Source organism: Leisingera daeponensis DSM 23529 (genome assembly GCF_000473145.1).
GTDB classification, from domain to species: Bacteria; Pseudomonadota; Alphaproteobacteria; order Rhodobacterales; family Rhodobacteraceae; genus Leisingera; species Leisingera daeponensis.
Window position 1 is genome coordinate 3841776 of the sequence record NZ_KI421500.1, and the last position, 26852, is coordinate 3868627.

The 26852-nt window shown below is 63.2% G+C and carries 19 protein-coding genes; 6 read left to right on the top strand and 13 right to left on the bottom strand.

Annotated features, from left to right (window positions below; genetic code table 11):
* Positions 1-61: 61 nt before the first annotated feature.
* The 5 genes from gcvH to lpdA all read right to left on the bottom strand — a co-directional run bounded on the left by gcvH (position 62) and on the right by lpdA (position 5358).
* Complete coding sequence (gene gcvH, locus DAEP_RS0119145; RefSeq protein WP_008557313.1) at positions 62-427, bottom strand: glycine cleavage system protein GcvH; 366 nt, start codon at positions 425-427, stop codon at positions 62-64.
* Between the two features lie 22 nt (positions 428-449).
* On the bottom strand, positions 450-1547 hold the full coding sequence (gcvT, locus tag DAEP_RS0119150) for a glycine cleavage system aminomethyltransferase GcvT (protein ID WP_027245805.1): 1098 nt from the start codon (positions 1545-1547) through the stop codon (positions 450-452).
* Between the two features lie 69 nt (positions 1548-1616).
* Positions 1617-2987 (bottom strand): alanine/glycine:cation symporter family protein, encoded by a 1371-nt coding sequence (locus DAEP_RS0119155; RefSeq protein ID WP_027245806.1) that lies wholly within the window; start codon positions 2985-2987, stop codon positions 1617-1619.
* A gap of 25 nt (positions 2988-3012) precedes the next feature.
* Entirely contained in the window at positions 3013-3957 is a 945-nt protein-coding gene (lipA, locus tag DAEP_RS0119160; protein WP_027245807.1) for a lipoyl synthase, read from the bottom strand.
* An 18-nt stretch (positions 3958-3975) separates the two neighbouring features.
* Positions 3976-5358 carry a dihydrolipoyl dehydrogenase gene (lpdA, locus tag DAEP_RS0119165; RefSeq protein WP_027245808.1) on the bottom strand — a complete coding sequence of 461 codons (1383 nt, stop codon included), beginning with the start codon at positions 5356-5358 and terminating at the stop codon, positions 3976-3978.
* Between the two features lie 173 nt (positions 5359-5531).
* Between lpdA and DAEP_RS0119170 the strand changes: the two genes are divergently transcribed.
* Complete coding sequence (locus tag DAEP_RS0119170) at positions 5532-6146, top strand: helix-turn-helix domain-containing protein (RefSeq protein WP_027245809.1); 615 nt, start codon at positions 5532-5534, stop codon at positions 6144-6146.
* Positions 6147-6247: 101 nt separating this feature from the next.
* Positions 6248-6916 carry a GntR family transcriptional regulator gene (locus tag DAEP_RS0119175; RefSeq protein WP_008557052.1) on the top strand — a complete coding sequence of 223 codons (669 nt, stop codon included), beginning with the start codon at positions 6248-6250 and terminating at the stop codon, positions 6914-6916.
* Between the two features lie 52 nt (positions 6917-6968).
* Here DAEP_RS0119175 and DAEP_RS0119180 read toward each other — a convergent pair whose 3' ends face one another.
* The 4 genes from DAEP_RS0119180 to DAEP_RS0119195 all read right to left on the bottom strand — a co-directional run bounded on the left by DAEP_RS0119180 (position 6969) and on the right by DAEP_RS0119195 (position 12508).
* Positions 6969-8060 (bottom strand): sensor histidine kinase, encoded by a 1092-nt coding sequence (locus DAEP_RS0119180; RefSeq protein WP_027245810.1) that lies wholly within the window; start codon positions 8058-8060, stop codon positions 6969-6971.
* Positions 8032-8526 (bottom strand): response regulator, encoded by a 495-nt coding sequence (locus DAEP_RS0119185; protein ID WP_027245811.1) that lies wholly within the window; start codon positions 8524-8526, stop codon positions 8032-8034. Before DAEP_RS0119185 ends, DAEP_RS0119180 begins: the two co-directional genes overlap by 29 nt.
* Before the next feature lie 236 nt (positions 8527-8762).
* Positions 8763-9494, bottom strand: a complete 732-nt coding sequence (locus tag DAEP_RS0119190; protein WP_027245812.1) for a response regulator — start codon at positions 9492-9494, stop codon at positions 8763-8765.
* A gap of 671 nt (positions 9495-10165) precedes the next feature.
* Positions 10166-12508, bottom strand: coding sequence for a methyl-accepting chemotaxis protein (locus tag DAEP_RS0119195; RefSeq protein ID WP_245595126.1), 2343 nt, complete (start codon positions 12506-12508; stop codon positions 10166-10168).
* A 616-nt stretch (positions 12509-13124) separates the two neighbouring features.
* Here DAEP_RS0119195 and DAEP_RS23030 point away from each other — a divergent pair.
* Positions 13125-13841, top strand: coding sequence for a trypsin-like serine peptidase (locus tag DAEP_RS23030; RefSeq protein ID WP_027245814.1), 717 nt, complete (start codon positions 13125-13127; stop codon positions 13839-13841).
* Between the two features lie 63 nt (positions 13842-13904).
* Here DAEP_RS23030 and DAEP_RS0119205 read toward each other — a convergent pair whose 3' ends face one another.
* From DAEP_RS0119205 to DAEP_RS0119220, 4 genes are all read right to left on the bottom strand, one after another.
* On the bottom strand, positions 13905-15083 hold the full coding sequence (locus tag DAEP_RS0119205; RefSeq protein ID WP_008557183.1) for an HlyD family type I secretion periplasmic adaptor subunit: 1179 nt from the start codon (positions 15081-15083) through the stop codon (positions 13905-13907).
* Positions 15080-17416, bottom strand: a complete 2337-nt coding sequence (locus DAEP_RS0119210; protein ID WP_027245816.1) for an ATP-binding cassette domain-containing protein — start codon at positions 17414-17416, stop codon at positions 15080-15082. The genes DAEP_RS0119205 and DAEP_RS0119210 overlap by 4 nt, the downstream gene beginning before the upstream one ends.
* Complete coding sequence (locus tag DAEP_RS0119215) at positions 17413-18705, bottom strand: TolC family protein (protein WP_027245817.1); 1293 nt, start codon at positions 18703-18705, stop codon at positions 17413-17415. The genes DAEP_RS0119210 and DAEP_RS0119215 overlap by 4 nt, the downstream gene beginning before the upstream one ends.
* 72 nt (positions 18706-18777) lie before the next feature.
* A complete protein-coding gene (locus DAEP_RS0119220) occupies positions 18778-21300 on the bottom strand; it encodes an Ig-like domain-containing protein (RefSeq protein ID WP_036760891.1) in 2523 nt (840 codons plus the stop codon).
* 722 nt (positions 21301-22022) lie between these two features.
* Between DAEP_RS0119220 and DAEP_RS0119225 the strand changes: the two genes are divergently transcribed.
* From DAEP_RS0119225 to DAEP_RS0119235, 3 genes are read left to right on the top strand one after another with little or no spacing between them, the layout of a single operon-like run.
* On the top strand, positions 22023-23957 hold the full coding sequence (locus tag DAEP_RS0119225) for a PrkA family serine protein kinase (RefSeq protein WP_008556293.1): 1935 nt from the start codon (positions 22023-22025) through the stop codon (positions 23955-23957).
* 18 nt (positions 23958-23975) lie between these two features.
* The gene (locus tag DAEP_RS0119230; RefSeq protein WP_027245819.1) at positions 23976-25313 is read left to right on the top strand and encodes a YeaH/YhbH family protein; all 1338 of its coding nucleotides are present in this window, start codon (positions 23976-23978) and stop codon (positions 25311-25313) included.
* Positions 25300-26814: a SpoVR family protein gene (locus DAEP_RS0119235; protein ID WP_008555027.1), complete on the top strand. Its 1515-nt coding sequence runs from the start codon at positions 25300-25302 to the stop codon at positions 26812-26814. The genes DAEP_RS0119230 and DAEP_RS0119235 overlap by 14 nt, the downstream gene beginning before the upstream one ends.
* Positions 26815-26852: the final 38 nt, after the last annotated feature.

Consider the following 26852-nt stretch of genomic DNA (forward strand, 5'->3'; position numbering starts at 1 on the left):
TGTCTAGGGCAATGTCTGGGGCAATGGACCCCGCCGGACGGTTCCGGCGGGGAGCGGATGCTTAGCCGATCAGGGCCTTGTAGCCGTCCAGATCCATCAGATCGTCCAGCTGGGAAGCGTCAGAGATCTTGATCTTGTAGATCCAGGCGTCGCCCTCCGGGCTTTCGTTCAGGGCGCCGGGGTTGTCGGCCAGGGCTTCGTTCACCTCGATCACTTCGCCATCCAGCGGCGCATAGATTTCGGAGGCTGCTTTCACCGATTCGATAACGCCGATCTCGCCGCCTTTTTCGAATTCCTCACCCGCTTCGCGCTGCTCGACAAAGACAACTTCGCCCAACTGGTCGGCGGCGTGCTGGGTGATGCCCAGGGTTGCCACGTCGCCTTCGACGGTGATCCATTCATGCTCTTCAGAATAATAGGTGGCCATTTTTGACTCTCCTGATGATGTCTTAGCGTTTGTAGTTCTGAGTGACGAAGGGCAGGGCGACGATTTCAGCCGGCTGCGCCTTGCCGCGGATGATCAGGTTCACCTTGGTGCCCGGCGCGGCATGGTCTGCCGCAACATAGCCCATGGCGACCGGGCCGCCGACGGTGGGGCCGAAGCTGCCCGAGGTGATGGTGCCGAGAGTATCGCCGCCTTCGCTTTGAACTTCCACACCCTGACGGGCGGGGGCGCGGCCTTCGGGCTTGATGCCGACCAGTTTCTTGGACGGCCCTTCGGCCAGTTCCTTCTGGATGCGGGCGGCACCGGGGAAGCCGCCCTCTTCCTTGCGGCGCTTCTGGATCGCCCAGGACAGCGACGCCTCGACCGGCGAGGTCGACTGGTCGATGTCGTTGCCATAGAGGCAGAGGCCGGCCTCAAGGCGCAGGGAGTCACGGGCGCCAAGGCCTGCGGGTTCGCAGTCGTCATGGGCCAGGAACAGTTTGGAAATGCGGATGGCATCCGCTTCCGGGATCGAGATCTCGTAGCCGTCCTCGCCGGTGTACCCCAGGCGCGAAATCCGGCACTCGGCGCCGTCAATCTCTGCCACGGTGGTTTCCATGAACTTCAGATCACGGGCCGCGGGGCACAGTCCGCCCACAACGTCCTCGGCCTTGGGGCCCTGCACGGCAACCAGCGCGCGGTCGAAGATCTCGGTCACTTCGACGCCGTCCAGGTTGGCCTGCATATGCGGGATGTCCTGATGGCGCAGTGCCGCGTTCACCACCACGAAATAGTGGTCACCGGCGTTGGAGACGATCAGGTCGTCCATGATGCCGCCGTCCTCGTTGGTGAAGAAGCCATAGCGCGCCTTGCCCTCTTTCAGGCCGGCATAGGCCTGCGGGCAGAGCGTTTCAAGCTTCTCGCCCACGTTTTCACCGCGCAGGATCACCTGGCCCATGTGGGAGACGTCAAACAGCGCGGCCTTCTCGCGGCACTGCTTGTGCTCGCCCATGATGCCCATGGGGTACTGGACCGGCATTTCCCAGCCGGCGAAGTCGACCATCTTGCCGCCAAGCTCGACGTGCAGGTCATAAAGCGGGGTGCGTTTGGGTGCGTCGGTCATCCTGTGCAGCCTTTGAATTTGTAGGGTTTCGGGGTGGAGGAGGGCGCAGGACGCGCCCTCCCGGAGAGCTTATTCAGCAGCGTGGCGGGCTTCTTCCGATTTGCCGCCGGTGGCAAAGAACTCTTTCGTCACCTTGAAGACGATCGGGCTCAGCAGGGCCAGGGCGATCAGGTTCGGGATGGCCATCATCGCGTTCAGCGTGTCAGCCAGCAGCCAGATGAAACCCAGGTCGGCGGTGGCCCCGAAGTAGATCGCGATGATCCACAGGATGCGGTAGGGCAGCATGACCTTCACGCCGAACAGGAACTCCATGCACTTCTCGCCATAATAGGACCAACCAAGGATGGTGGTGAAGGCAAAGATCGACAGCGCGATGGCGATCAGATAGCCGCCGACGCCCGGCAGGGAGGTTTCGAACGCCAGCGAGGTCAGCGCCGCACCGGATTCACCCGACGTCCAGGCACCGGAAGCGATGATCGCCAGACCGGTGATCGAGCAGACGATGATGGTATCGATGAAGGTGCCCAGCATGGCGATCAGGCCCTGGTTGACCGGACCTTTGGTTTCAGCCGCTGCGTGCGCGATCGGGGCTGACCCCAGGCCTGCTTCGTTGGAGAACACGCCGCGCGCCACGCCAAAGCGGATCGCCGCCCAGACCGCCGCACCGGCAAAGCCGCCTTCGGCTGCCGAGGGGGTGAAGGCATGGGTGAACACCAGGCTGAAAGCGGTGCCGATGGCGTCCGCGTTGACGGCCAGAACGATCAGGCCGGCGAGGATGTAGCTGACCGCCATGAACGGAACCAGCTTGCCCGCCACCGCGCCGATGCGGGTGATGCCACCCAGGATCACGGCGCCGGTCAGCACCATCAGCACGATGCCGGTGATGGAGGTGTTGAAGCCGAAGTTGGTTTCCAGAACCTGTGCCACGCCGTTCGCCTGCACACCGTTGCCGATGCCGAAGGCCGCGATGGAGCCGAACACGGCAAAGGCAACGCCCAGCCAGGCCCATTTCGCGCCGAGGCCATTCTTGATGTAATACATCGGGCCGCCGACGTAGTTGCCTTCCTCGTCGCGCTCGCGGAATTTCACGGCGCAGACGGCTTCGGAATATTTGGTGGCCATGCCGACCAGCGCGGTCATCCACATCCAGAACAGCGCGCCGGGGCCGCCGAGGAACACGGCAGTGGCAACGCCCGCGATGTTCCCTGTGCCGATGGTGGCCGACAGCGCGGTCATCAGCGCGTTGAACGGGGTGATCTGGCCTTCGCCGGTTGCTTCACGGCCCTTGAACATCAGGCCAAAGCCCATGCCCAGTTTCCGGATCGGCATGAACTTCAGGCCGACCTGAAGGAAGAAGCCGACGCCGAGAATGAGGACCAGCATCATCGGCCCCCAAACCACGCCGTTAACTTCCTTTACAATTGAATTTAACGCTTCCATGGGTCTCCTCCCGCTTGCGTTAAGGTTATTTGCCCTTTGCCAAGGCCATCTGACGGGCCTCTTTCAGGGCGGCAAAATCTTCATCCGCGTGGAACGAAGAGCGGGTCAGCGGTGTCGCTGACACATGCAAAAAGCCCTTGGAGCGCGCGATCTGTTCCAATTGCTCGAATTCCTCCGGCGACCAGAAACGGTCGATCGGGTGGTGTTTGGGGGTGGGCTGCAGGTACTGGCCCACGGTCAGGAAATCGACCTGGGCCGCGCGCAGGTCGTCCATTACCTGGCGCACATCCTCCAGTGTCTCGCCCAGGCCGACCATGATGCCGGACTTGGTGAACAGCTGCGGGTTGGCGCGCTTGGCGTCGTCCAGCAGCCGGAGCGATGTGTAATAGCGTGCGCCGGGGCGCACACGGGGGTAGAGGCGCGGGACGGTCTCCAGGTTGTGATTGAACACATCCGGCGCCGCCTCGAATACCGCTTGCGCCGCTTCGCCCTTACCCAGGAAATCCGGGGTCAGCACCTCGATGGTGGTGCCGGGGTTCTGGTGGCGGGTGGCGCGGATGGTCTGGGCGATATGCTCCGCCCCGCCGTCGGCCAGATCATCCCGGTCGACGGAAGTGATCACCACGTGGCGCAGGCCCAGCTTCTTGACCGCTGCCGCAACCCGGCCGGGCTCAAATGCGTCCAGCGTGTCCGGCTTGCCGGTGGTCACGTTGCAGAAGGAGCAGCCGCGGGTGCAGACTTCGCCCATGATCATCATGGTGGCGTGACGCTTGGACCAGCACTCGCCAATGTTCGGGCAGGCGGCCTCTTCGCAGACGGTCGCCAGATCATGCTCCCGCATCAGATTGCGGGTCTCGTAGTAGTCCGCGCTTTCGATCTTCTTCTTGCGGATCCATTTCGGTTTGCGCGGGATGGCGCTGTCGGCCTTGTGGGCCTTTTCGGGGTGTCGGGGGCGCAGCTGAATTGTCATCTGACAATTTTCTCCGGATCAGGCGTGAATGGCGCGGCCAAGCGCATCAAGGCAGGCTTCTTTCACCGCCTCGCCCATCGCCGGATGCGCGTGGCAGGTGCGGGCGACGTCCTCGACCGTTGCGTCTTTGGCAATCGCCAGCACCAGTTCGGCAATCAGATCGCCGCCGTGGGCGCCGCAGATATGGGCTCCGAGGATCTTGCCGTCGGGCGTCGCCAGCACCTTCACGGCACCGTCGGTCTCGCCAGTTGAACGGGCGCGGGAGTTGGCCATGAAGGCGAACTTGCCGGTGATATATTCGGTGCCGGCCTCTTTCAGCGCTTCCTCGGTCTGGCCGACGGAGGCGACCTCCGGGTCGGTGTAGACCACGCCGGGAACAGTGTTGTAATCCACATGGCCGTGCTCGCCCGCCATGATTTCCACACAGGCAATACCGTCTTCCTCGGCCTTGTGCGCCAGCATCGGGCCGGGCACGCAGTCGCCGATGGCAAAGATGCCGGGCACCGAGGTCTGGAAGGTTTCATCCACCTCGATGAAGCCGCGGGCATTGATGGACACCCCCAGCGCGTCCAGCCCCAGGCCGCGGGTCACAGGGCGGCGGCCGATGGCGATCAGAACCTTGTCCGCCTCGATCTGCTCTTCTGTGCCCTTGCCGGCCCGTTCCAGCGTCAGGGTGAGGCGGTTTGCGCCCTTTTCGATGGTTTTCAGCGCGCGGCCCAGCTGGAATTTCAGCCCGCGCTTGCTCAGCGCGCGCTGGGACAGCTTGGCAATCTCGCCGTCGATGCCGGGCAGGATGCGGTCGAGGTATTCCACCACCGTCACCTTGGAGCCGAGGCGTGACCAGACCTGACCGAGTTCAAGCCCGATCACACCGGCGCCGATTACCACCAGATGCTCCGGCGCGGCGTCCAGTGCCAGCGCACCGGTGCTGCTCAGCACGTCCACCTCGTCGGTTTCCACGTTTGGGAGGGTGGCAGGCTCCGACCCGGTGGCAATCAGAATGTTCTTGGCTGTGTAGGTGTCGTCACCCACCTGCACCTGGCCGGGGGCGGGGATGCTGGCCCAGCCCTCGATGTGGTCGACGCCGTTCTTCTTGAACAGGAAGGCAATGCCCTTGGTCAGGTCGCCGACAATCTTTTCTTTGCGGGCCATCAGCGCGCTTAGATCAAGGCTGGCGCCCTCAACGGCGATGCCATGCTGGGCCAGATGGGACAGCTCTGCATATTTGGCGGAGGAGGTCAGCAGCGCCTTGGAGGGGATGCAGCCGACGTTCAGACAGGTGCCGCCCAATGCGCCGCGGCCCTCGACGCAAGCAACCTTCTGGCCCAGTTGCGCCGCACGGATCGCTGCGACATAACCGCCCGGACCGGCCCCGATCACGATCAGATCATAAGCGCTCATTTGGTTTCTCCTCCGAAATGCGGTCCAAGACCGGCACGTATGCAGCCGTATACGACGCTGCGTCTCCTATAGGAAACTTTTTCCCTATTGCAAACTAAAAGTACTTATGCGGAAATTTTGACCCGCGAATACATCAAAGCTAAGCTGCTTGCGGAACAGGAGAATTCGCACAGATGGAACCAATTCCCTCAGAAGAAACAGGGCTGGGCCCCGAGGCCATGGAAGCTCCGGACGGGGAAGTCCTGGGGAAAATGATTCGCGACGCCCGCAAGGAGAAGGGCCTGACGCTGGAGGAAGCCGCCAAGGCTGCGGCCATCGGGCGCTCGACATTGTCGAAGATCGAGAACAATCAGACCCGGCCCAGTTTCGAGATCATCCGCCGCCTGATGCAGACGCTGGAACTGGAAACGCCGCAGCTGTTCCTGCAGTCCGGGCAAAGCGGCGTCACCGGGCGTCGGGACTTTACCCGCACCGGCGAGGGTGAGCACAAGGAAACCGCCACCTATGACCATGAACTGCTGTGCAGCGAGCTGACCAGCAAGCGCATGGTCCCCTACATCAGCACCATCAAGGCCCGCGATGTCACCGAGTTCGACAATTGGGTGCGCCACCAGGGAGAGGAGTTCATGTTCGTGCTGAGCGGCGAGGTGATCCTCTACACCGAGCATTACCGGCCGTTGCGCATGGGGCCCGGCGACTCCGTCTATTACGACAGTGGCATGGGTCATGGCTGCGTTTCGGTCAGCGCGGAGGACGCTAAGGTTCTATGGGTCTCGCTGGAAGTGTGACGGGGAAGCCGCCCGCCGGGCTGCCGGACCCTATGGCCGGTTAAGCCGCTTTTCCAGGCAGGCCGCTTCGCATACACCTTCTGGAAAGGAGGCGCGCTGCCATGAAACTGGACCCTGTGGATATCTCGAAATCGGCTTCGGCCTCGGCAGCGGTGTTCGAGGCCCTGCGCAAGGCTATCGTCGAAGGACGGCTGGCAGAAGGGGAGCCGCTCCGCCAGGATGAGATAGCCCGCCATTTCAAGACCAGCAGGCTGCCCGTGCGCGAAGCGATCAACCGGCTGGAAGAACACGGCCTGGTCCGGACCCAGCGCTTCAAGGGCGCCGTGGTGGCCGGCCTGTCGGCGGATGAGGCTGCCGAAATCTTTGATTTCCGCGCGCTGCTTGAGCCGGAGATCATCCGCGATGCGGTGCCGCGGATGCCGCCAGAGCTGCTGGCCCGGGCGCGCGCCGATTTCGCCGCCTTCGATGCCTCGAAAAATCCGATGGAATGGGGGGTGCTGAACCGGGCCTTCCATGACGGGCTGTACAGCGCCAGCCGGCTGACCTTCTTCCGCGAGGCGGCCAGCGGCGCAATGGACCGGATCGACCGCTACATCCGGGCGCAGCTGGTGATGAGCAACGGCATGGAGCGCGCAGGCCGGGAACATCTTGCCATCCTGGAGGCCTGCGAGGCGGGCGATGCGCGGCTGGCCTCGGACCTGACCCGTGCGCATATCCTGGAGGCAAAAGCCTCCCTGCTGGCGCATTTCCCGGCGCAGGCAGGCACCTGACCGCCGCCAAAGGCCAAGCCGCCAGCAGCGCCCGCCGAAAGGGCGCGCGCCGTCAGGCCGGTCTCTGCGCCTGGGATTTCCCGAGGCAGACCAGAAACCGGATTGTCGTTCCGGCTTCCGCATGGGGGTCGCACCAGATCGCTCCGTTGTGACGCTTGGCGATTTTGGCGCAGGTGGCCAGCCCAAGACCGGTACCGGGCTGGTCGCTGCCGCGCTGCAACCGCTTGAATGGCTCGAAGATCTTCTCCCGGTACTCCGGCGGAACGCCGATGCCGTTATCCGCAACCGAAATCATCACGCCGCCGGCAGCGGGTTCAGCCGTCACCGTAATCTCAGGCGTTTTGCCGCCGCTGTACTTGATGGAGTTGCCGATCAGGTTTTGCAGCAGCTGCACGATGTCCGGCGGAAAGCACGAGACGCTCAACCCGCCGGACAGCCATTCGATCCGGGCGCCGGACGCCGCAAGATCCTGTGCCATGACGGCGCGCAGGCTGTCGAACAGGCTGTCGACAGAGACATATTCAGCAGTTCCGTTGCTGTGCGGGTTGATGTGGCTTGCCAGCCTTTCGATCAGGTCAGAGGTCTTGCGGACCGACTTCTTCATCAGGCCCAGCTGCCGGGCAACCTCGTCAAATTCCCCGTTGTCATAGTCCTCTTGTATCTGGTCGCTGAGAAACTTGATGGCGCGCAGCGGCGCCCGCATGTCATGCACCAGCACATCGGAAAACAGCCGCAGCTCATTCTGCTGCTCCTGGATGCGCCAGCGCATTTCAGCAACCTTCAGCCCGTTTGCAATCATCCGCTGGAGGGCCTCGGAAGTGATCGCGGACTTGGGAATGTAATCACTTGCGCCGGCCAGGATAACGCTCTTGGCGATTTCCTCGTCCCCCTGGCCGGTGGTCATGAACAATACCGCCCGCGGCCACGTCGCCGTCAGCTGCGCGATGAGGTCCAGACCGGTGCCGTCCGGCAGAAGGTAATCCAGCAGGATCACATCCACCGGGAGGCCGGCCTGAGACAGGGCGCTTTTCCCGCAGTCCGCCTCGGCAACCTTGGCGTTCGGGTGCATTTGCAGCAAAAACCTGCGCACCAGTTTCCGGTCACCAGCGTCATCGTCAATGATCAGGATATTGAGAACCGTCATCGGACACCTTTGTGATGTGAATTTCGGGCAGTTCAACAATGCGCCAGTAGTGGTCGAGCGTGGCCATCAGATCGACGAACATGTCTCCGGCGTTGGACTTGAGGATGTAGCCGGCCACATTGTTGGCATAGGCCGCGGAAATGTCCCTTTCGTCCTCGGACGTCGTCAGAACAATGAACAGGATCTTGCGCAGCACAGGATCGGCGCGGATTTCCTCCAGCAGTTCCAGGCCATTCTTGCGCGGCATGTTGATGTCGCTCAGAACCACAAAATTGGGCGGCGGCACCTGGCTCATTTCGCCGCGCAGAAACGCCAGTGCTTCGACACCATCGGTGAACCGCTGGATCGGGTTGGCGATCCTGGCCCGAACAAAAGCGCGGCGCAGGGCCTTGGCGTCGCCTTCGTCGTCCTCGACAAGCACAATGTTCAGGGCAGGGCGGCGGGCCGGGGCGCTGTTGACTGTCATCGTGCATTTTCCTTGTTCCAGGGCGTCCAGCGGCGAAGATAGGCGGAGGCGGGTTCCGCTGGCCCGCCGGACCGAAGGGCAATTCTGCCGCCTGCCGCTATTCGCTTTTTCTGCACGGCGCAGTTTCCTGCCGCGGTCCGCTGCGAAGCCCTTTTGCCTTTGGAGGGGCAGGGGGCGAGCCTCTTGAGAAGGACTTGCACTCGACCTCCGGGCCCGCCCGCACCTGCGGCTGGCTGTTACTGCAGCAAGTTGGGCGACGCTTTGGCGGCAAACGCCCGGGTGTCGTCGATCACGCTGTCCAGATCATCCATGAACACAACCAGATCCTTGCAGCTGCGTTCCAGCATCGAGACATCGGACAGTATCGAGGCGGGCACGCTGTCATCCTGACGCGCCTGCGACTTGATCACGCGCACCCCGGCCAGCGTCCGGCTCAGAAGCAGCCGGAGGTCGGGCCCGCAGCCGACAATGAACCGCTGGAAAATCCGCCTCAGCTCCTTTTCCGAGGCCCGTGCGCTCGACAGCTGCCCGTAAAGCGCCCGCCGCTCAAGCGCTGAGGCGATGGATTTCATCAGGGAATCCGTGGTCAGCTCATCCTTGACAATGTAATCCGCGCACCCGCGGCGCATGGCCTCGACGGCGATATGGTAATTCGTCGCGCTTGTCAGCATGATGGGAACCGCTTGCACTTGATCTTCATGCGACACCAGCAGCCTCAGCGCGTCCAGTCCCGTGTCCATGCCCAGGTTGTGGTCAAGGAACACCAGATCAAATTGCTCCGCGTCCAGCTGCTGGCGCATTTCGTCCAGGGTCGCGGCTTCGTGGAATTCTGCAGTCATCCCGGCTTTGCGGCACAGTTTGTTCAGGCGCAGCCTGTCAATCTCATCGTCATCGACAGAGAGGATGTTCAGATTGACAGGCCGCAGAACCGGCGGGGCGCCTTTGCTGGAAAACGGAGTATTTCTCATCCTGATACCTTTTAATACTAAGCTGCACCCGGACGAGCTGCCCGGGACCTCACACTCTAGGCGGTACTATATTCGCTTATTTTCACGTATGGATTTATTATCTTGACGCATTTGATTAAGGAAAACTGAGTGCAGGGAGCGGCTGCCGGGATTTTACGTTAAGGACACGTTTGCCAAATGATATTTGCGAACCCGTTGCGTCTCGGGAGGCCGCGTAGCAGGCCGGAGGGGGAAGAAGCAGGGAATTTCGCGAAAATTATTTGCAGCTTGAGCTGCCTGTCCCGCTGTGATTGGGGCCGCTGCAGCGGCCCAACGGCCCCGGGGCAGGGCGCGGCCGGGCCGCCGCAGGATCTTTGTGGCCCGGAGATAAGCCTGCAGCGCGTAGCGGCAGCGGCATGAATATCCGCTGCCGCGGCCTTGCCGCGGAGCGCGTGCCATGGGCATCCCGAGGCAGTGATGCTCGGCCTGGCTTTGCGGGTGCGCAAGGCCATGAAGGGCAGCAGGAGAGCGGCGGTATCCGGCCCGCAGGATAAGTCCTGCCCGCGCTTTCAGCTGAGGAATTTTGGCCGGGCCAGAGGCCGGAACTGCGGTCCGGCCTCTGCTTTCAACACCGCTGCCTCAGGCTTGCCTGTGCGCGGCGGGCAGTGCCGCGGGCTGTGCGACCGCGAGGCTTAGAAATCTTCCCATTTCCCTGCTCCGCCGGTGCCCGTTGCCATGGCCTGGCCGGCACTGTCTGCCGGCAGGCTGGGGTCATCGCACCAGCTGTCCTTTGGCGCCGCAGCAGCCTGTGCACTGGCCGGTTCCGGTCTTATGCGGCCGCCGCGGGGGGCATGCTGCCCCTCAATCGTGAAATGCGACACAAGTTCCGCCAGCTTGTTTGAATCGGTGTGCAGCATATGGCCGGCGGCAGTGGCCTCTTCCACCATGGCCGCGTTCTGCTGGGTCACCTGGTCCAGCTGGGTGACGCCGGTGTTGATCTCAGCGAGCCCGGTCGACTGTTCCGCCGCGCCCTCAGCGATGCCGGAAACCAGCTGCGAGATATGGGTGACCCGTTTGACGATGCTTTGCAGCGCCTCGCCGGCCTTGCCGACCAGATCCACCCCCCGCTCTACCTGCTTGGAGCTGTCGCTGATCAGGGTCTTGATCTCCATCGCCGCGTCGGACGAGCGCTGCGCCAGCGCCCGGACTTCGCTCGCGACCACGGCAAAGCCCTTGCCGGCCTCGCCTGCCCGCGCTGCCTCGACGCCTGCGTTCAGGGCCAGCAGGTTGGTCTGGAAGGCGATATCGTCGATCACAGAGATGATCTGGCTGATGTGGTTCGAGCTCTGCTCGATCTCCGTCATGGCGGTCACGGCGTTGCCGACCACGGAGCCGCTGGCCTCGGCTTCGGCCCGCGCCTCCTCCATGGTGGCTTCGACGCTGCGGGCGCCTTCGGCGGCGGATTTCACCGACGCGGTCAGCTCATCCAGCGCCGCCGCGGTCTGTTCCAGGGTCGCCGCCTGGCTCTCGGTGCGGTGCGAAAGGTCATCGGAGGCCTGGCTGATCTCTTCGGCGCCGTTGCGGATGCTGCGGGCCGCCTCGATCACCTGCTGCACGGTCTCTTTCAGGGTTTCCAGGGTCAGGTTGTAGTCGTGGCGCAGCTGTTCGTGATCCTTTGGAAAGGCCTCGGTGATCGGCTGCGAAAAATCCCCTGCGGACAGCCGCACGAGGCCGGCGCTCAAGCTTTCAACCACGAACTGCTGCTCCTGCTGCTGCTCGTTGCGGCGTTCTTCGGCGATGCGCGCCTGCTTCAGGTCGGCCTGCATCGACACCAGCGTTTTGCCGATCTTGCCGATTTCGTCGTTGCGCGCGGCCGCTTCGATGCGGGTGTCCAGGTCGCCTGCGGCAACAGCCTCCATATGCGTGCAGATCTTGTCGATCGGACGGGTGATCGACCGCGCAAACAGCCAGCCGAGGAAGGAGACAGCCGCAGCACAGGCAAGGGAGATCAGGAGCATGATCTGGCGCTGGCGGACCGCGGGCGCCAGAATTTCCTCCCGGTCCAGCTCGGCAACGATTGCCCAGTTCAGGTCGCGGTATCTGAATGGCCCGGTGACGGCTGCAACCGTGCGGCCGTCCGGCTTTTGCACGGCTGGGTGGAACGAGACGGACCGTTCGTTCTCCGCAGCTGACGCGCTGCCCTCGGAACCGCCGCCGAAGGCGGTCTCGATGTAGGGCAGGTTCGGCAGTTCTTCCAGCACGCCGTGGCGGCCCTCGAGGCGGGATTGGGTGCGGGCCTTAAAATCGCCGCCGATCAGGTAGACATCCAGGCTCTCCAGCTTGCCGCCGAAATTTGTTGTGATCTTCGCGATCTCGTCAATGGCCACCTGCAATGCAAACACACCGGAAAACCGGCCCGCGTCATCCACGATCCGGGTCGCCGCAAACGCGGCCGGGGCACCCGCACTGGGGTCGTACGTTTCGATATCCGAAAAATAGACCCGTCCGGGTTCGCCGGCTTCGGCCATCCGGAATGCCTTGGCCAAGCCTGTTTCGCGGTAGGGGCCCGTCACCATGTTGGTGGCGTAATCGCTTTCCTTGGTGACCGAAAACACCACGTCGCCTGCCGGGCTGAGCAGGAAGATGTCATAAAAGCCCATGCGCTCCATCACCTTCTGAAAGGCCGAATGAGTGCGCTTGAAATGAATGTCATAGGGCGACGCGGCGGAGGCAAACATCGACAGGTTCTGCACCTCAGCCTGGCCTTCGCCGCTTCTGGTGGCCCAAGTCGCGGTCAGATCCTTCATTGAACCGGCCGTGGAGGGGACCGACGCGATCGTCAGAATGGCGGCTTCGATCCCTTCGAAATAGGATTGCAGAGCCAGCCCCCGGTCCTCCACCAGCGACTGCATGAACATTTCGCTGTTCTGGAGCACCCCGCGCCGGAAGTTGCTGGTGCTGACGGCTATCAGCACGGCTGTGAGCACAAGCGCAGTGCTGACGATCAGCAGCGGCAGCTTGTGGGCGAGTTTCATGGATCTCAGAATTTTCAATTTGACCTCCAGCGGAGCGGCATCCAGCGGCGGTCGCCGGTCAGATGCCAGTGATGCGATTTGTCACAATTTCAACGTCAGATAGATTTTTTATCGGTTAACGATCCTGCGCTTTTACGATAGGATTTCGATTTTCCTTCGCGTCACCTTGAGGTTGTGGCGGCTCTTTGCGCTGCTGTCTGGTCCCTGATGGCCTGGGCAAGCGCAGGCGCCCGGACGGTCTGGCTCTTAACGATTGCGGCGGCGCCGCGCACAGCGTTACGGCGGAGCGCTGCCGGACCAGGAACGGATAAATCGTTAACGGGGCGGGCGGAGCGAATCGATTCCGCAATGGCAGCGCGGTGCCGGAAAACCGGTCTGGTAACACTGGATTTTCCCCCGTTTACGGGGATTTTCTGGATTATTGCCGGGGGTTTTCGGGTTTTTCTGGCAATGCGCAGGCGTTTTTTGCCATGGTTAAGCATCAATGAGCGTGGGATTAGGGAATTGTTAACGCTGCCGCAATCAGTCCATAAATTCGTCTATCGGATGCACTTTTGGGCCTCATTCCAGCCGCACGCCTGAATGACGATGGTTTTGTGGGAAGCTGGAGTGGGTCATGAGACTATTCATTGCTGCGATGGCGGCATGCCTGTCCCTGGGCATGCCCGTCGGCGCCGCTGCGCAGGATGCGCGGCCAGGCGCCACAACAACCCTTGAAGGGTGGGAGGCCGTCGGACGGCTGAACTTCGCAAACGGGAACATCTGCACCGGTGCGCTGGTGGCACCGGACCTGGTGCTGACGGCGGCGCATTGCCTGTTCGACCCGCGCACCGGGGTGCGGGTCGCCCCGTCGTCGGTCCGGTTCGAGGCCGGGCTGTCGGGGCGGCAGGTGGTGGCCCTGCGGCATGTGGTGAAGGCGGTGGTGCATCCGCAGTACCGCTACCGGCCTGCGGGCACGCATCAGATCGGCAGCGATCTGGCAGTGCTCAAGCTGGACCGGCCGATCAGCCGCAGCCGGATCCGGCCGCTGGCGGTGTCGCAGGACGCGGAGCGCGGCGATACCCTGGGAGTTCTGTCCTATACCCGCAGGCGCGCCTCCCAGCCGGGACTGGAGCGGTCCTGCAGCGTGCTGGCGCGGCAGAGCCGGACCCTGGTGCTGTCCTGCCTGGTGGATTTTGGCGCGTCCGGGTCGCCGGTGCTGGAGATGCGCCCCGGCCTGCCGCCGCGGCTGGTCTCGGTGATCTCTGCCAAGGCAGCGATGGGCAAGCGGCGTGTGACGATCGGCACCGCGCTGGACGGATCGCTGCTTGACCTGATGCAGCGGGCGGGCTAGCGGCCGCCGCCGGTTAGGGAAACAGCCGCAGGCCTGCTGCCGAACTGCCAGGCGCTGGAAGCATCAGGGCTCGCGCAGCGCGTCCCGGGATTTGTAGAGCGGTTTCAGCAGGTATTGAAGAACGGTCTTGGCGCCAGTCTGCAGCTCTGCCGTGGCCCGCATGCCGGGCCGGATCTCGATGGACTGCTGGCGTTCGGTGAAGCCGGATTTGTCGACCCGCACCGTCACCCGGTAGTAGGGCTCGGCGCGCGGGTTGCGCTCATCCTCGAAGGTGTCGGCTGAGACAAAATCCACCTTGCCGCGCAGCGAGCCGTAGATGGTGTAGTCATAGGCCGACAATTTGATGGTGGCGTCCTGGCCGGGCTGCACGCTGGCAATATCCTCGGGCTTTACCCGTGCCTCCACAAACAGTTCCTCCCCCAGCGGGATAATCTCCAGGATCTCCTCGCCGGGACGGATCACGCCGCCGATGGTGGTCACCGCCAGGCTGTTGACGATGCCGGCCATGGGAGAGGTGATGATGGTGCGGTTCAGCTGGTCCACCGCCAGCCGCTGCTCCTGCCGCAGCGTGGTGAGGTCGCGCAGCGTCTGCGAATACTCCTCCGCCTGCTCAAGCTCGGCCTGGGTGCCGATCTCGTTGTACTTGGCGCGGGCGTCGGTGGCTGCCTTGCGCGCCTTGTTCACTTCTATCAGCGCGACGATCTTCTGCTTATAGAGCTGCTCCATATTGGCCAGTTCGCCGTTTAGCTGCTCCATGATCTGCCGGGCGCTGTCGCGGCGGCTGGTGAAGTCGGTCTGGCGGGCGGTCAGCAGACCGCGTTCCGAGGCCAGAATGCCGGGCGAGCGTTGCGCCAGCATCTCTGGCACGGAGAACTCAAAGGCGCCTTTCATCTGCGCCTCCAGCCGGAAACGCTTGATGTCCAGCGCGTCGATCTGGTTCTGCAGTTCGTCGGCGGCGGCGCGGAACTTGGTGTCCTGCAGCTTGGCCAGCACCTGGCCGGCGGTGACGATATCGCCCTGCCGCACATGCAGTTCCGCCAGGATACCGCCCTCAAGGTTCTGCACGATCTGCGCCCGGGAGGAGGAGACCACCTGGCCCTCGCCGCGGACAATCTCATCGATGGAGGCGAAGGCGGCCCAGATCAGGAAGGTCAGAACAGCGGCCAGCGCCAGATAGATAATCCGGCTGGCGCTGCGCGGCGTTTCTGCGTTGCCGTAAGGATCGTGCAGAGCCATGGTCATTTGCCTTCTCCGGCGGCCAGATGCGCCAGAACCTGGTCGCGCGGGCCGTCCACCACCATCCGGCCCGATTGCAGGATCAGGGTGCGGTTGGTCAGCGACAGGATCGGCATCCGGTGGGTGGCGATCACCGCGGTGCGGCCGTCCAGCCAGCTTTCCAGGCGGCTGACCAGGGTGCGCTCCAGCGTCTGGTCCAGCGCCGCGGTGGGTTCATCCAGCAGCACGACCGAGGGGTTTTGCAGCCACAGCCGCGCCCAGCCGATCGACTGGCGCTGGCCGATCGACAGGCCATGGCCGCCGTCGCTGATCTCCAGGTCCAGGCCCTTGTGGTGGTTGCGCACATGGGCGCCGAGGCCCGCGAACTCCAGCGCTTCCATCAGGCGGTCGTCGTCGCGCTCCAGCTGGTTGAGGTTCAGGTTGTCGCGCAGGGAGCCGGCAAACAGCCGCACGTCCTGGCTGAGGTAGCCGATGTTCGCGCGCAGATCGCGCGGGTCGATCTGCGCCATATCTGTGCCGTCCAGCAGGATACGGCCGCGGTCCGGCGCATACAGGCCCGACAGCAGCTTCAGCAGGGTGGATTTGCCAGATCCGTTCACCCCCAGCACCGCAATCCGCTGGCCCGGGGTGATCGCGACTGCCTGCACGTCCACGGTCGGGGCGGCGTCGTCGTCGTAGCGGAACAGGATCTCGCGCAGCTCGAACCGGCCTTCGATCTTCTGGCGGCGCAGATAGGTGCGCTCCTGTTCCTTTTCCTGCGGTGCCTGGGCGATGGCGTCCAATCCCTCCAGCGCCGCCTTGACGTTGCTCCAGCGCGCCAGCGTGGCGGCGAACTGGGTCAGCGGCGCCAGCGTCCGGCTGGTCAGGATGCCGGTGGCGATGATGGTGCCGACGGTGAACTCGCCCGCAAAGACCAAGAGCGTGCCCAGCACCACCGCGGTAATATAGGTGGCCTGCTGCACGCCTTGCGACCAGTAGGTGAGGGCGCTGGACAGTTTGCGCTGCTCGGTCGCGGAATGCGACGACAGCGTGTTAAGCTCATCCCACAGCCGCAGCACGCGTTCCTCGCCGCGCTGGGTCTTCACGGTGTCCAGCTCTGTCACCACCTCATGCAGCAGCCGCCCGGCCTTGGCATTTGCGCCTTGGGTCTGGCGGGTCAGCGCGATCATTTTCTTCTGCATGAAATAGGCAGGCAGCAGCATCAGGATGCCGCCTGCGACGATCACCCAGACCACCGGTCCGGCGATGGAGGCGACCAGCAGCAGGAACACCGCGATAAAGGGAATGTCGGCCAATGTTGAGATCGTGGAGGAGGTGAAGAACTCCCGCACCGAACTGAAATCCCGCATCGCGGCAAACAGGCCCGAAGGCGGCAGGGGCTTCTTGTCAGAGCGCATGCCGATCAGGCGGCGCATCAGGTTGTGCTGCACCGACAGCTCGATCTGACGGCCCGCCGCATCGGTCAGCCGGGCACGTGCCAGCTTCAGCATCGCCTCCAGCGCAATTGCGAGGAAGGCGCCAATCGCCAGAACCCACAGGGTTGCATGCGACTGATGCGGCACCACCCTGTCATAAACCTGAAGCGAGAACAGCGCGACAGAGACGGCGAGGATGTTCGCCACCAGCGACCCCAGCATGATCTCGCCCACCTGGCGGCGGTATTTCGGGAATTCGCTCCAGAACCAGTGGCCCGGGTCGATCTGCGGCGTGTGCCGTGCGGCCATCTGCTTGAGCGAGGGACGGGCCGACAGCACGGTGCCGGTGAAATAGGGGCTGAACTCGTCCAGCGGCACCTCGGTGCGGTTGTCCGCGCAGGAGGTGTCGTAAATCGTCAGAACATCCTCGGCCTGGCTCAGCACCAGCACGCACTGGCCGCCGGACATGATCGCCAGCGCAGGCCAAAGGGCGGGGGCAAGGAACTGTTTTTCCAGGATTTTCGGCTGCAGCCCTGAGGCCTGCACCGCCTTGGCCAGCGTGTGCAGCGACAGATCGCCCGGCGTTTCCTTCCACAGGAAGGCGGCAACGTCGCTGATGGGCACGTCGCTGCCCTTCAGGGCGGCCAGGGTGGCAATCAGGCTGGCGCGGTGCTGGATGCGGGCCGCAGCGCCTTCCAGCAGCGAGCCGACTTCGGGCGGCGCGTCCTGCGGCTGAGGTTTGGGCCGGTTGTCCGTGCGCGGCTTGATCTGCGCCTTGGGACCGGGCGCCGGGGCAGGGGTGTTGGCTGGCTGAATGCCGCCTTGCGGCGCAACCTTCGGGCTGGAAACTGGCACCGCCCGCAGCACCGGCTTCTTGCCGGAGGCGGGCAGGGGGCTGGGGGGCTTTTGTGTCGTGTCCGTCAAATCTTGTCCCCATCGGCCAAAAGGCCCAGGTCGCGTGCCAGCTGCAGCTGGATCAGCACCACCTCGTATTTCGCGTCGATAAAGGCCTGCTCGCGGCGCACCAGCTCCTCATAGACCTGGATCACTTCCATCACCGGGCGCTGGCCCGCTTCGAACTGCTTCTGGAACAGCTCATAGGTTTCGCGGCTGCGGCGCACCAGCGCGGCGGTCTCGCCCTCCTGCCGCTGATAGGAGGCGATCTGCTGGACCTGCCGGCTGTAGGTGCGGCGCGCAGCTTCCTCGGCTTCACCGATCTGGCGCTTGGCGGCTTCCTTGGAGGCTTCCAGCGCCTGAAGCGCGGCCGGGGTGCCCAGACCCAGCGGCTGGCCGGTGCCCAGGGTCAGCCCGGCACCGGAGCCGTCTGTTGTCACGTTGCCCGCGGCTGAGATCTGCGGCAGCAGCCCTGCGCGGCCGGATTTGGCCTGGGCGATGGTGCGGTCCGCTTCGGCGCTGGCCCTAAGCACGGACAGGAACTGCACCTGCTCCGGCGGCGTGCCAATGTCCAGATGCGCGGGCTTTTGCGGGAAGGACTGGCCGGTCATCGCCTGCAGTTCCGCGCGGGCAGTGGCGGCCGCGTCGCGGGCGGTGGCCGTGGCAGTGCGGATGCCGCTGATCTTGCTGTCCACCACATTGAGATCGGCACGGTCCGACACGCCGCCATCCACACGGCCCTGCACGATCCGGCGGAAGTCCTGCATCCGGCGCAGCGCCCGCTCGCCATAGGCTGCCTTCTCGTCGCCGCGCAGCGCGGCTGCATAAAGGCCGACGGCGGTCTCGACCCGGCCGTTCATGTCTTCAGACAGGCTGACCGCGGCCACCTCGACGTCGGCGGCAGCAAAGGCCCGTTCGGCCTTGCGGCGGCCGTTGTCAAACAGCACCTGCTCAATCAGCAGCCCTGCCACCAGATCGCCCAGGTCGGTCAGGCTGACCGAAGGCCCCAGCGTGGGAAGCCAGTTCTTGGAGGCCGCTTCGGCCCGAAGCTTGGCGCTGATCAGCTCAGCCTCGGCAGCGCGGGAAGAGGCGGCGATGGCAGCCGTGGCAACCTGCCCGTAGGCGCTGTCCCCGGCAAGCAGCGAGCGCCGCTCCATCAGTTGCCGGATCACCTCGGAGGAGGTTTCGCCGGATTGTGCGAAATTGCTGCGCGGGGCCGTGCCGGCCGTGGTTTCCGGGCCGCCGGACAGCGGTGACAGGGCGCAGGCCGACAGGCTGCACATCACTGCGATGGCGCAAAGAAAGCGTCCCGGTTGCATCCTGCCCCTTGCCCTTGTGTTCAAGGCTTTTGGTGTGTTGGGCCCGGCGGTAGGCGCCGCCGGGCCGGCCGTTCAGATCACGGTGTTGATGTCTTCGTCAACGATCAGCGTGGTGCCGTCATCGCCAATGGTGTAGACGTTGTAGGCCTCGCCATCGATGGTCTTGGTGCCCGATTGGGATGCGCCAGTGATGGTGAGCGTGTCATCCGACCCGCCATGCACAATCACTGTATCGGAGTTGCCGGACAGCGCGTTGATGTCCGCTTCGGTCAGGGTCAGGTCGACGCCGTCGGCATGCACCAGGTTCAGCTCGTCAATGTTGAACTGCGACAGGCCCGCGTGGTCCAGCACGGTTGCGTCGGCGCCGTCTTCAAGCACGACCATCGTGCCGGAGCTGTTGCCTGCATCATCGACGCGGTTGACCACCAGATGCGAGCCGTCCGGCACATCCGCATCAAAGCTGAACAGGGTCTGCCCTGCGCCAAGGGCCGTTTCAGAGCCGGTGACGTCAGCGACGCCGCCGCCGCTGGTCAGCTCATGCGCTGTGTCGCCGGTTTCGAAATTCTCGCTGAAGAAGCCGCTGACACCGGCTCCGGTGCTGATGACGCTGCCGACGCTCGGCGCGTCATACTCAGTGTCGATGCCGAAGGTTTCAGTCAGCGTTTGCGTGTTTCCGGCCGCGTCGGTGGCGGTGATCTCAGCGGTGGCGGTGATGTCGCCCTGGGGCAGGTCATCCGCGTCAAAGACCGCGCTCCAGTTGCCGTCTGCATCAACGGTTGCAGCCCGGGTCACGCCGCCGATGGTCACCGCGACGCTGGAACCGGCCTCCACAGTGCCGGTCATGGTAAGGCCCGCGGCACGCTCCGCGACATTCAGCACATCGTCTTCGGTCTGGCTGCTGTCTGCGGTGAAGGGCGTCACCTCGGTGTCGATGGTCAGCGTGTCACGGATTGCCGAGGTGTTGCCTGCGGCATCGGTGGCGGTAACGGTGATGTCCGCCTCATAGCTGCCCTGGGCAATGTCGGAGGCGGCAAAATCCACGCTCCAGTTGCCGTCGGCGTCAACCGTCGCGGTTTCGGTGGCAGTGCCCAGCTGCACGACGACGGTCGAGCCCGGTTCCACGGTGCCGGTCAGTGTCACCCCGTCGCTGCGCTCGGTGTTGTTGACGACGTTGTCGCCCTCAATGCTGCCGGCCTCCAGCGTCAGCGGGTCCACCAGCGTGTCCACGCGCAGGTCGGCGGTCGCCGTCGCGGTATTGCCGGCCGCGTCGGTCGAGGTCACGCTGACGGTGGTGTCATATTCGCCGGCAGGCAGCGAACCTGCTTCGAACTCCGCGGCCCATTTGCCGTCCGCGTCCACCGTGGCGCTGCGGGTGACGCCCTCCACAGTGACGCTGACCGTGGCGCCCGGTTCGCCGGTGCCGGTCAGGGTCAGGCCTGCGGTGGCCTCAGCGCTGTTGACCAGATCGTCGCCGCCGGCCTGGCCGGAATCAATCGCCACCGCGGTAACGGTGTCGACGCGGATGGTGCCGGTGACGCTGTCGGTGTTGCCGAAGCTGTCGGTCGCCGTCACGGTGACTTCTGAATCGTATTCGCCTGCGACGATCTCCGATGCGGCGAAATCCGCGCTCCAGGTGCCGTCCTCTGCTGCGGTGACGGTGCGGGTGACGCCTTGGAACGTCACTTCGACAGTGGCACCCGCTTCGGCGGTGCCGGTCAGGGTGACGCCGTCGGCGGCTTCTGCCGCATTAATCATGTCATCGCCGCCGGCCTGGCCCTCGTCAAGGGTCACGTCGGTGACCGTGTCGATCACCACGGTGGGGCCGTCCAGGTCAAACTCGGTGCCGTTCGGGTCAACCACATGAACCGTCGACTCGTAGTTGCCGTCCGGCGGCAGCTCATCGACCGGGAAGGTCACGCCCCAGTTTCCGTCCTCATCGACGGTTGTCGTCTGGGACGAGGTTCCGACGGTAACGGTCACTTCGGAGCCCGGCGCGCCGGTGCCGGTGATCTCAACTGCTGTGCTGGTGGAACCCGAAACGGGGTAGGTGGCTTCCGGGTCATTCACGGTGGGCACGATGCCACCGGTTCCGCCGCCTCCGCCGCCGCCTCCGCCGGCAATGGCAGCAGCGCCGACAACGCCTGCTGCGGCCCCTGCGGCCCCCAGGCCGCCGAACAGCGGCGCGGCCAGCGGCGCGACCACCGGCTCGATCCGGTCGACGTCCAGAAAGACCATCTCGTCGTAGGCGCTCCACTTGCCGGTCAGGTCGAGCGGCTCATAAGTGGCAAACAGCATGCCGTTGGATTTGTCCTCCAGCACCACCTCGATGAACTGCCCTTCGGAGCTGAGGAACAGGTTCTTGCCGCCGGTGGCATCAAAGGCGTAGTAGTTTTCCAGCACCAGTTCCTGACCGTTGGCCAGGGTGAGATGCAGATCGCTGCCGCGGCGGGCATAGCTTTCGACGTCGGCCGGGCTGAGATTCAGCGAGATGTCCTTGGCCGAAGCGGCGTCGATGCGCGCTGGCGTGCCTTCGGAGAAGTTCCCATGCCGTGTGGTGCCCGCCATGTTGCGGGTGATAAATGCAACCGTGCTCATTGTTCTACCGCTCAATCTGTACGCTGCGGCGCCGTGAATAAGGCGCGCTTTGCGTGGTTCCGTTGCCTGTAGTTTTGCCCATCGACCGTCTTTTGCGGCCATTTTGAGGCCATACTGAGACGATTTTTTGCAGCCTGTCCAGTATCTAGGCGCCGTTGCTGCGGCAAAAAGGGCGGCAACCGTGTCTTGTCTGCCGCAGATTTTTTAAGGTTTTTCATCCGGCCGGGAGGGCGGGCTGCGCCTTCAGCCGGGCCAGTTCCGGTTGCGGCCCGCCCTTCAGTGCAGGCATTCTGCCCCGGTTTCCCCCTTTAGGGTGAGCTTGTGCCGCAGCAATCCCCCACGGGCGGAAGCACGTCCGTAAACCCCTGAAATGCCGCGTTGCAGAAGGGCCGCCGGAAAGTGGCGGTCGCTTTGATGTGATGAAAATTTCCCGCAAAAGATTCTGGCAATTAATTAAAAGTACACCACTTTCAGATAGGAAGAAGTTCGTAATTGGTGTAAGCTCGAGAGTAAGTAAAGACGACGCCGACAGCCCTGGTGACCGGGCGCAGGCCGCCGCCAAGAGCGGCCAGCCGGACGTATAACGCCAGCAGCGGCGCCGAGCAGAAATCAGAACTCAACACTGACGCGGACACCTATGCCCACGTGCTGGGCATCCTCTGTCCGCGTGCGAAGGAACGCCAGGAGGAACGGCGCCAGTTAACCAGGAGGCTTGATCCACGATGAAAGACATTGCCGAACTTTTTGCAGAGCAGTACGGCGAAACGCGCGAGCAGGAAATGCCGCTGCAGGAGTATTTGAATGCCTGCCGCGACGATCCAAGCCTGTACGCGAACGTCGCCGAGAGGATGCTGAAGGCAATTGGCGAAGAGGAACTGGTAGACACGTCCAAGAACTCGCGTCTCGGGCCGATCTTTCAAAACCGAACGATCAAGCGGTACAGCGCCTTCCACGACTTCTTTGGCATGGAAGACACGATTGAGCGGATCGTCGGCTATTTCCGCCACGCCGCGCAAGGCTTGGAAGAGCGAAAGCAGATCCTTTACCTGCTGGGGCCGGTCGGCGGCGGCAAATCCTCGCTGGCGGAACGCCTGAAGCGTCTGATGGAGGATCAGCCGATCTATGTGCTGAAGGCCGGCAATCAGATCTCGCCGATCTTCGAAAGCCCGCTGGGCCTGTTCGATCCCGTCCGCATGGGCAAGGTGCTGGAGGAAGAATACGGCATTGCGCAGCACCGTTTGCCGGGGCTGATGTCGCCTTGGGCGGTGCAGCGGCTGGATGAATTTGACGGCGATATCAACAAATTCTCGGTCGTGCGCCTGCATCCGTCGCGGCTGCGCCGGATTTGTGTCGCCAAGGTGGAGCCGGGCGATGAGAACAACCAGGACATCTCCACTTTGGTCGGCAAGGTCGACATTCGCCAGCTGGAGCATTTCAGCCAGGACAATCCGGATGCCTACAGCTTCTCCGGCGGCCTGAACCGCGCGACGCAGGGCATTCTGGAATTCGTCGAGATGTTCAAGGCGCCGATCAAGATGCTGCACCCGCTGCTGACGGCGACCCAGGAAGGCAACTACATGGGCACCGAAAGCTTTGGTGCAATCCCGTTCAGCGGCCTGATCCTGGCGCACTCGAACGAGAGCGAATGGCAGTCGTTCAAGAACAACAAGAACAACGAGGCCTTCATCGACCGGGTGTCGATCGTCAAGGTGCCGTACTGCCTGCGGGTCTCGGATGAAACCTCGATCTATGAAAAGCTGATCGAAAACAGCGAGCTGCGCAACGCGCCCTGCGCGCCGGAGACGCTGAAGATCCTCAGCCGCTTCTCGGTGCTGACCCGTCTGAAGCCGCATGAGAACTCCAACCTCTACTCGAAAATGCGCGTCTATGACGGCGAAAGCCTGAAGGACACCGATCCCAAGGCCAAGACGGTGCAGGAATACCAGGACCGCGCCGGCGTTGATGAAGGCATGAACGGCATCTCCACACGCTTTGCCTTCAAGGTGCTGTCCACCACCTTCAACTTCGACACCAACGAGGTGGCGGCGGACCCGGTGCACCTGATGTATGTGCTGGAGCAGATGATCAAGCGCGAGCAGTTCCCGCAGGAGACGGAGCAGAAGTATCTTGAGTTCATCAAGACCGAGCTGGCGCCGCGCTATGAGGAGTTCATCGGCAACGAAATCCAGAAGGCGTACCTCGAAAGCTATACCGAATACGGCCAGAACGTCTTTGACCGCTACATCGCCTATGCCGATGCCTGGATCGAAGAGCAGGACTACAAGGATCCGGATACCGGCCAGCTTTACAACCGCGAGGTGCTGGATGCGGAGCTGAGCAAGATCGAGAAGCCGGTCGGCATCGCCAACCCCAAGGACTTCCGCAACGAGGTGGTCAAGTTCGCGCTGCGCCACCGTGCCAACACCGGGTCGAACCCGGCCTGGAACTCCTATGAGAAGCTGCGCGATGTGATCGAGAAGCACATGTTCAGCCAGGTCGAGGAACTGCTGCCGGTGATCTCCTTCGGGTCCAAGAAGGACAGCAAGACCGAAAGCAAGCACCAGGAGTTCGTCGAGCGGATGCGCGGCCACGGCTACACCGACCGCCAGGTCCGGCGCCTGGTCGAATGGTACATGCGCGTCAACAAGGCGGGCTAAAGAGGAGCGCTGTGCAACATGCATCATTTCATCGACAGGCGCGCCAATCCGAAGGGCAAGAGCCTCGGGAACCGCCAGCGATTCCTGCGGCGGGCCCGGGAGAATATTAAGGAGCGCGTCGACCAGTCGGTCCGGGGGAAGTCGATCCAAAGCGGAAGCGGTGTCCCGGACGGCGGCGAAAAGGTCACGATCCCGGCACGGGGGCTGAAGGAGCCGCGGTTCTTCCATTCCTCCAAGGGCGGCCTGCGCCGCCACGTGCTGCCCGGCAACAAGGATTTTGTTGTCGGCGACACCATCAAACGGCCCCAAGGCGGCGCCGGACAGGGCGGCCGCAAGGCCTCTGAGGAAGGCGATGGCGAGGACGAGTTCTCCTTCACCCTGACTCAGGAGGAATATCTGGAAATCCTGTTCGAAGGGCTGGAACTGCCGGACCTTGTGGAAAAAGCTACGGTGGAAACCGAGACAATCGGAACCCGCCGCGCCGGCCTGACAACTGCTGGGACGCCCAACAACCTCAACCTGGTGCGCACCATGCGCAACTCTCTGGGCCGCCGGATCGCCCTGCAGCGTCCCACCACCAAGTCCCAGCGCGACCTGGAGGAGCAGATCGCCGAACTGGAGGCGCTGGACGACCGCACCCCGCCGCAGGAAGACTTCCTGGAGGCACTGCGGAAGAAGCTCGACGGCATCATCCGCAAACGCAAGGTGGTCGGCTATATCGACCCGCTGGACCTGCGCTACGACACCTTTGTCCCGGAAAAGATCCGCAACTCCCGCGCCGTGGTGTTCTGCCTGATGGATGTCTCCGGCTCCATGCAGGAGCGCGAAAAGGATCTGGCCAAGCGCTTCTTCCTGCTGCTGCACCTGTTCCTGGAGCGCTGCTATGAGCACACAGAACTCGTCTTTGTGCGCCATACCCACCACGCCCAGGAAGTGGATGAGGAGACCTTCTTCTATGCCCGCGAAACCGGCGGCACCATTGTCTCCACCGCGCTGGAGAAAATGAAGGAGATCATCGAAGAGCGCTATCCGCCGGACGAGTGGAACATCTACGGCGCCCAAGCCTCCGACGGCGAAAACTTCGGCAATGACTCGGCGCGCTGCAAGAAGCTGCTGCTGAATGACCTGCTGCCGGTCAGCCAGTTCTATGCCTATGTGGAAATCGTCGATGAGGCGGCGGAGATGCTGCTGAACAACCCCGAAGCAGGCGAAGACCTGTGGCAGAACTACCGCGAGGTGAAAGCGCAGGCGCAGCATTTCGAGATGCAGCGGGTTTCGCAGCCGGGCCATATCTATCCGATTTTCCGGGAGTTCTTCCTCCCCAAGGTTAAGGGAGCGCAGTATGCAGGCAGCTGAAACGGCGCGCACGCCGCTGTTCGACGGGCCGGAATGGACCTTCGAGCTGATGGAGAAGGCGCGCGACGCGATCGAGCAGATTGCGCTCGAAGACCTCGGGCTGGATGTTTATCCCAACCAGATCGAAATCATCTCGGCCGAGCAGATGCTGGATGCCTATTCCTGCGTCGGGCTGCCGCTGATGTACCAGCACTGGTCCTTCGGCAAGCATTTCGCCCGCGACGAGACGCTGTACCGGACCGGCCGCCAGGGGCTGGCCTATGAGATCGTGATCAATTCGAACCCCTGCATCAGCTACAACATGGAAGAAAACACCATGGCGATGCAGACCCTGGTGATGGCGCATGCGGCGTTTGGCCATAACCATTTCTTCAAGAACAACTACCTGTTTCAGCAATGGACCGATGCCGCGGGCATTCACGACTATCTGGCCTTTGCCAAGAACTACATTGCCGCCTGCGAGCAGCGTTACGGCCTCAGCGCGGTGGAGGAGGTGCTGGACGCCGCCCATGCGCTGCAATCTCAGGGCGTGTTCCGCTATGGCCGTCCGCCCAAGCCGACCAGCGAGGAGCTGGTCGCCATGCAGAAGGTGCGCGAGGGCTATGAAAGCAGCCAGAGCGTGCTGGATATCTGGACCGACTCCACCCTGGGCCGGGACAAGCTGGAACAGCCAGAGGACGCCTCCTTCAGCGCGCGCCGCAAGCAGATGAACCTGCCGCAGGAAAACCTGCTGTATTTCCTGGAGAAGCACAGCCCGAAGCTGGAGCCCTGGCAGTGCGAGATCCTGCGCATCGTGCGGATGCTGGCGCAGTACCTCTATCCGCAGAAACAGACCAAGGTGATGAACGAAGGCTGCGCGACCTTTGTGCATTACTACATCATCAACAAGCTTTATGAGCAGGGCCAGATCACCGAAGGCGCCTTTATGGAGATGCTGCACAGCCACACCAATGTGGTGATGCAGCCGGAGTACGACGATCCGCGCTATTCGGGCATCAACCCCTATGCGCTGGGTTTTGCGATGATGCAGGACATCCGCCGGATCTGCCAGAACCCCACCGATGAGGACCGCGAATGGTTCCCGGATTTTGCCGGCAACCCGGACTGGCGCGGTGTGCTGCGCGATGCCTGGGCGAATTACCGCGACGAAAGCTTCATCCAGCAATTCCTGTCGCCGAACCTGATCCGCAAGTTCAAGCTGTTCACGCTGACCAATGACGCGGATCTGCCCAATCTGGTTGTCAGTCAGATCCACAACCGGGCCGGCTATAAGGCGATCCGGCGCGATCTGGCCAAACAGTATGACCTGGCCTATCTGGAACCGGACATTCAGGTGACGGACGCGGACCTGCGCGGCGACCGGGAGCTGAAGCTGACCCACACCGTGCGCGACGGCATCCACCTGGATGAAGAGGATCAGGAAGAGGTGCTGAAGCACCTGCGCCGGCTTTGGGGGTACGGTGTCAGGCTGGATGCGGTGGAAACCGCAAGCGAACACTGATTGTCAGCTGACAACTTTTGCGCGAAAAAAACGCAGGC

Bases quoted from the DNA above. Each gene is read 5' to 3' on its own strand.
- DAEP_RS0119195 (WP_245595126.1), bottom strand. From the start codon at position 12,508: ATGAAACTCGCCCACAAGCTGCCGCTGCTGATCGTCAGCACTGCGCTT.
- DAEP_RS0119220 (WP_036760891.1), bottom strand. From the start codon at position 21,300: ATGAGCACGGTTGCATTTATCACCCGCAACATGGCGGGCACCACACGG.
- lpdA (WP_027245808.1), bottom strand. From the start codon at position 5,358: ATGAGCGCTTATGATCTGATCGTGATCGGGGCCGGTCCGGGCGGTTAT.
- DAEP_RS0119185 (WP_027245811.1), bottom strand. From the start codon at position 8,526: ATGACAGTCAACAGCGCCCCGGCCCGCCGCCCTGCCCTGAACATTGTG.
- gcvT (WP_027245805.1), bottom strand. From the start codon at position 1,547: ATGACCGACGCACCCAAACGCACCCCGCTTTATGACCTGCACGTCGAG.
- DAEP_RS0119175 (WP_008557052.1), top strand. From the start codon at position 6,248: ATGAAACTGGACCCTGTGGATATCTCGAAATCGGCTTCGGCCTCGGCA.
- DAEP_RS0119205 (WP_008557183.1), bottom strand. From the start codon at position 15,083: ATGACCATGGCTCTGCACGATCCTTACGGCAACGCAGAAACGCCGCGC.
- DAEP_RS0119215 (WP_027245817.1), bottom strand. From the start codon at position 18,705: ATGCAACCGGGACGCTTTCTTTGCGCCATCGCAGTGATGTGCAGCCTG.
- DAEP_RS0119225 (WP_008556293.1), top strand. From the start codon at position 22,023: ATGAAAGACATTGCCGAACTTTTTGCAGAGCAGTACGGCGAAACGCGC.
- DAEP_RS0119155 (WP_027245806.1), bottom strand. From the start codon at position 2,987: ATGGAAGCGTTAAATTCAATTGTAAAGGAAGTTAACGGCGTGGTTTGG.
- DAEP_RS0119235 (WP_008555027.1), top strand. From the start codon at position 25,300: ATGCAGGCAGCTGAAACGGCGCGCACGCCGCTGTTCGACGGGCCGGAA.
- lipA (WP_027245807.1), bottom strand. From the start codon at position 3,957: ATGACAATTCAGCTGCGCCCCCGACACCCCGAAAAGGCCCACAAGGCC.
- DAEP_RS0119180 (WP_027245810.1), bottom strand. From the start codon at position 8,060: ATGACGGTTCTCAATATCCTGATCATTGACGATGACGCTGGTGACCGG.
- DAEP_RS0119230 (WP_027245819.1), top strand. From the start codon at position 23,976: ATGCATCATTTCATCGACAGGCGCGCCAATCCGAAGGGCAAGAGCCTC.
- DAEP_RS0119190 (WP_027245812.1), bottom strand. From the start codon at position 9,494: ATGAGAAATACTCCGTTTTCCAGCAAAGGCGCCCCGCCGGTTCTGCGG.
- DAEP_RS23030 (WP_027245814.1), top strand. From the start codon at position 13,125: ATGAGACTATTCATTGCTGCGATGGCGGCATGCCTGTCCCTGGGCATG.
- gcvH (WP_008557313.1), bottom strand. From the start codon at position 427: ATGGCCACCTATTATTCTGAAGAGCATGAATGGATCACCGTCGAAGGC.
- DAEP_RS0119170 (WP_027245809.1), top strand. From the start codon at position 5,532: ATGGAACCAATTCCCTCAGAAGAAACAGGGCTGGGCCCCGAGGCCATG.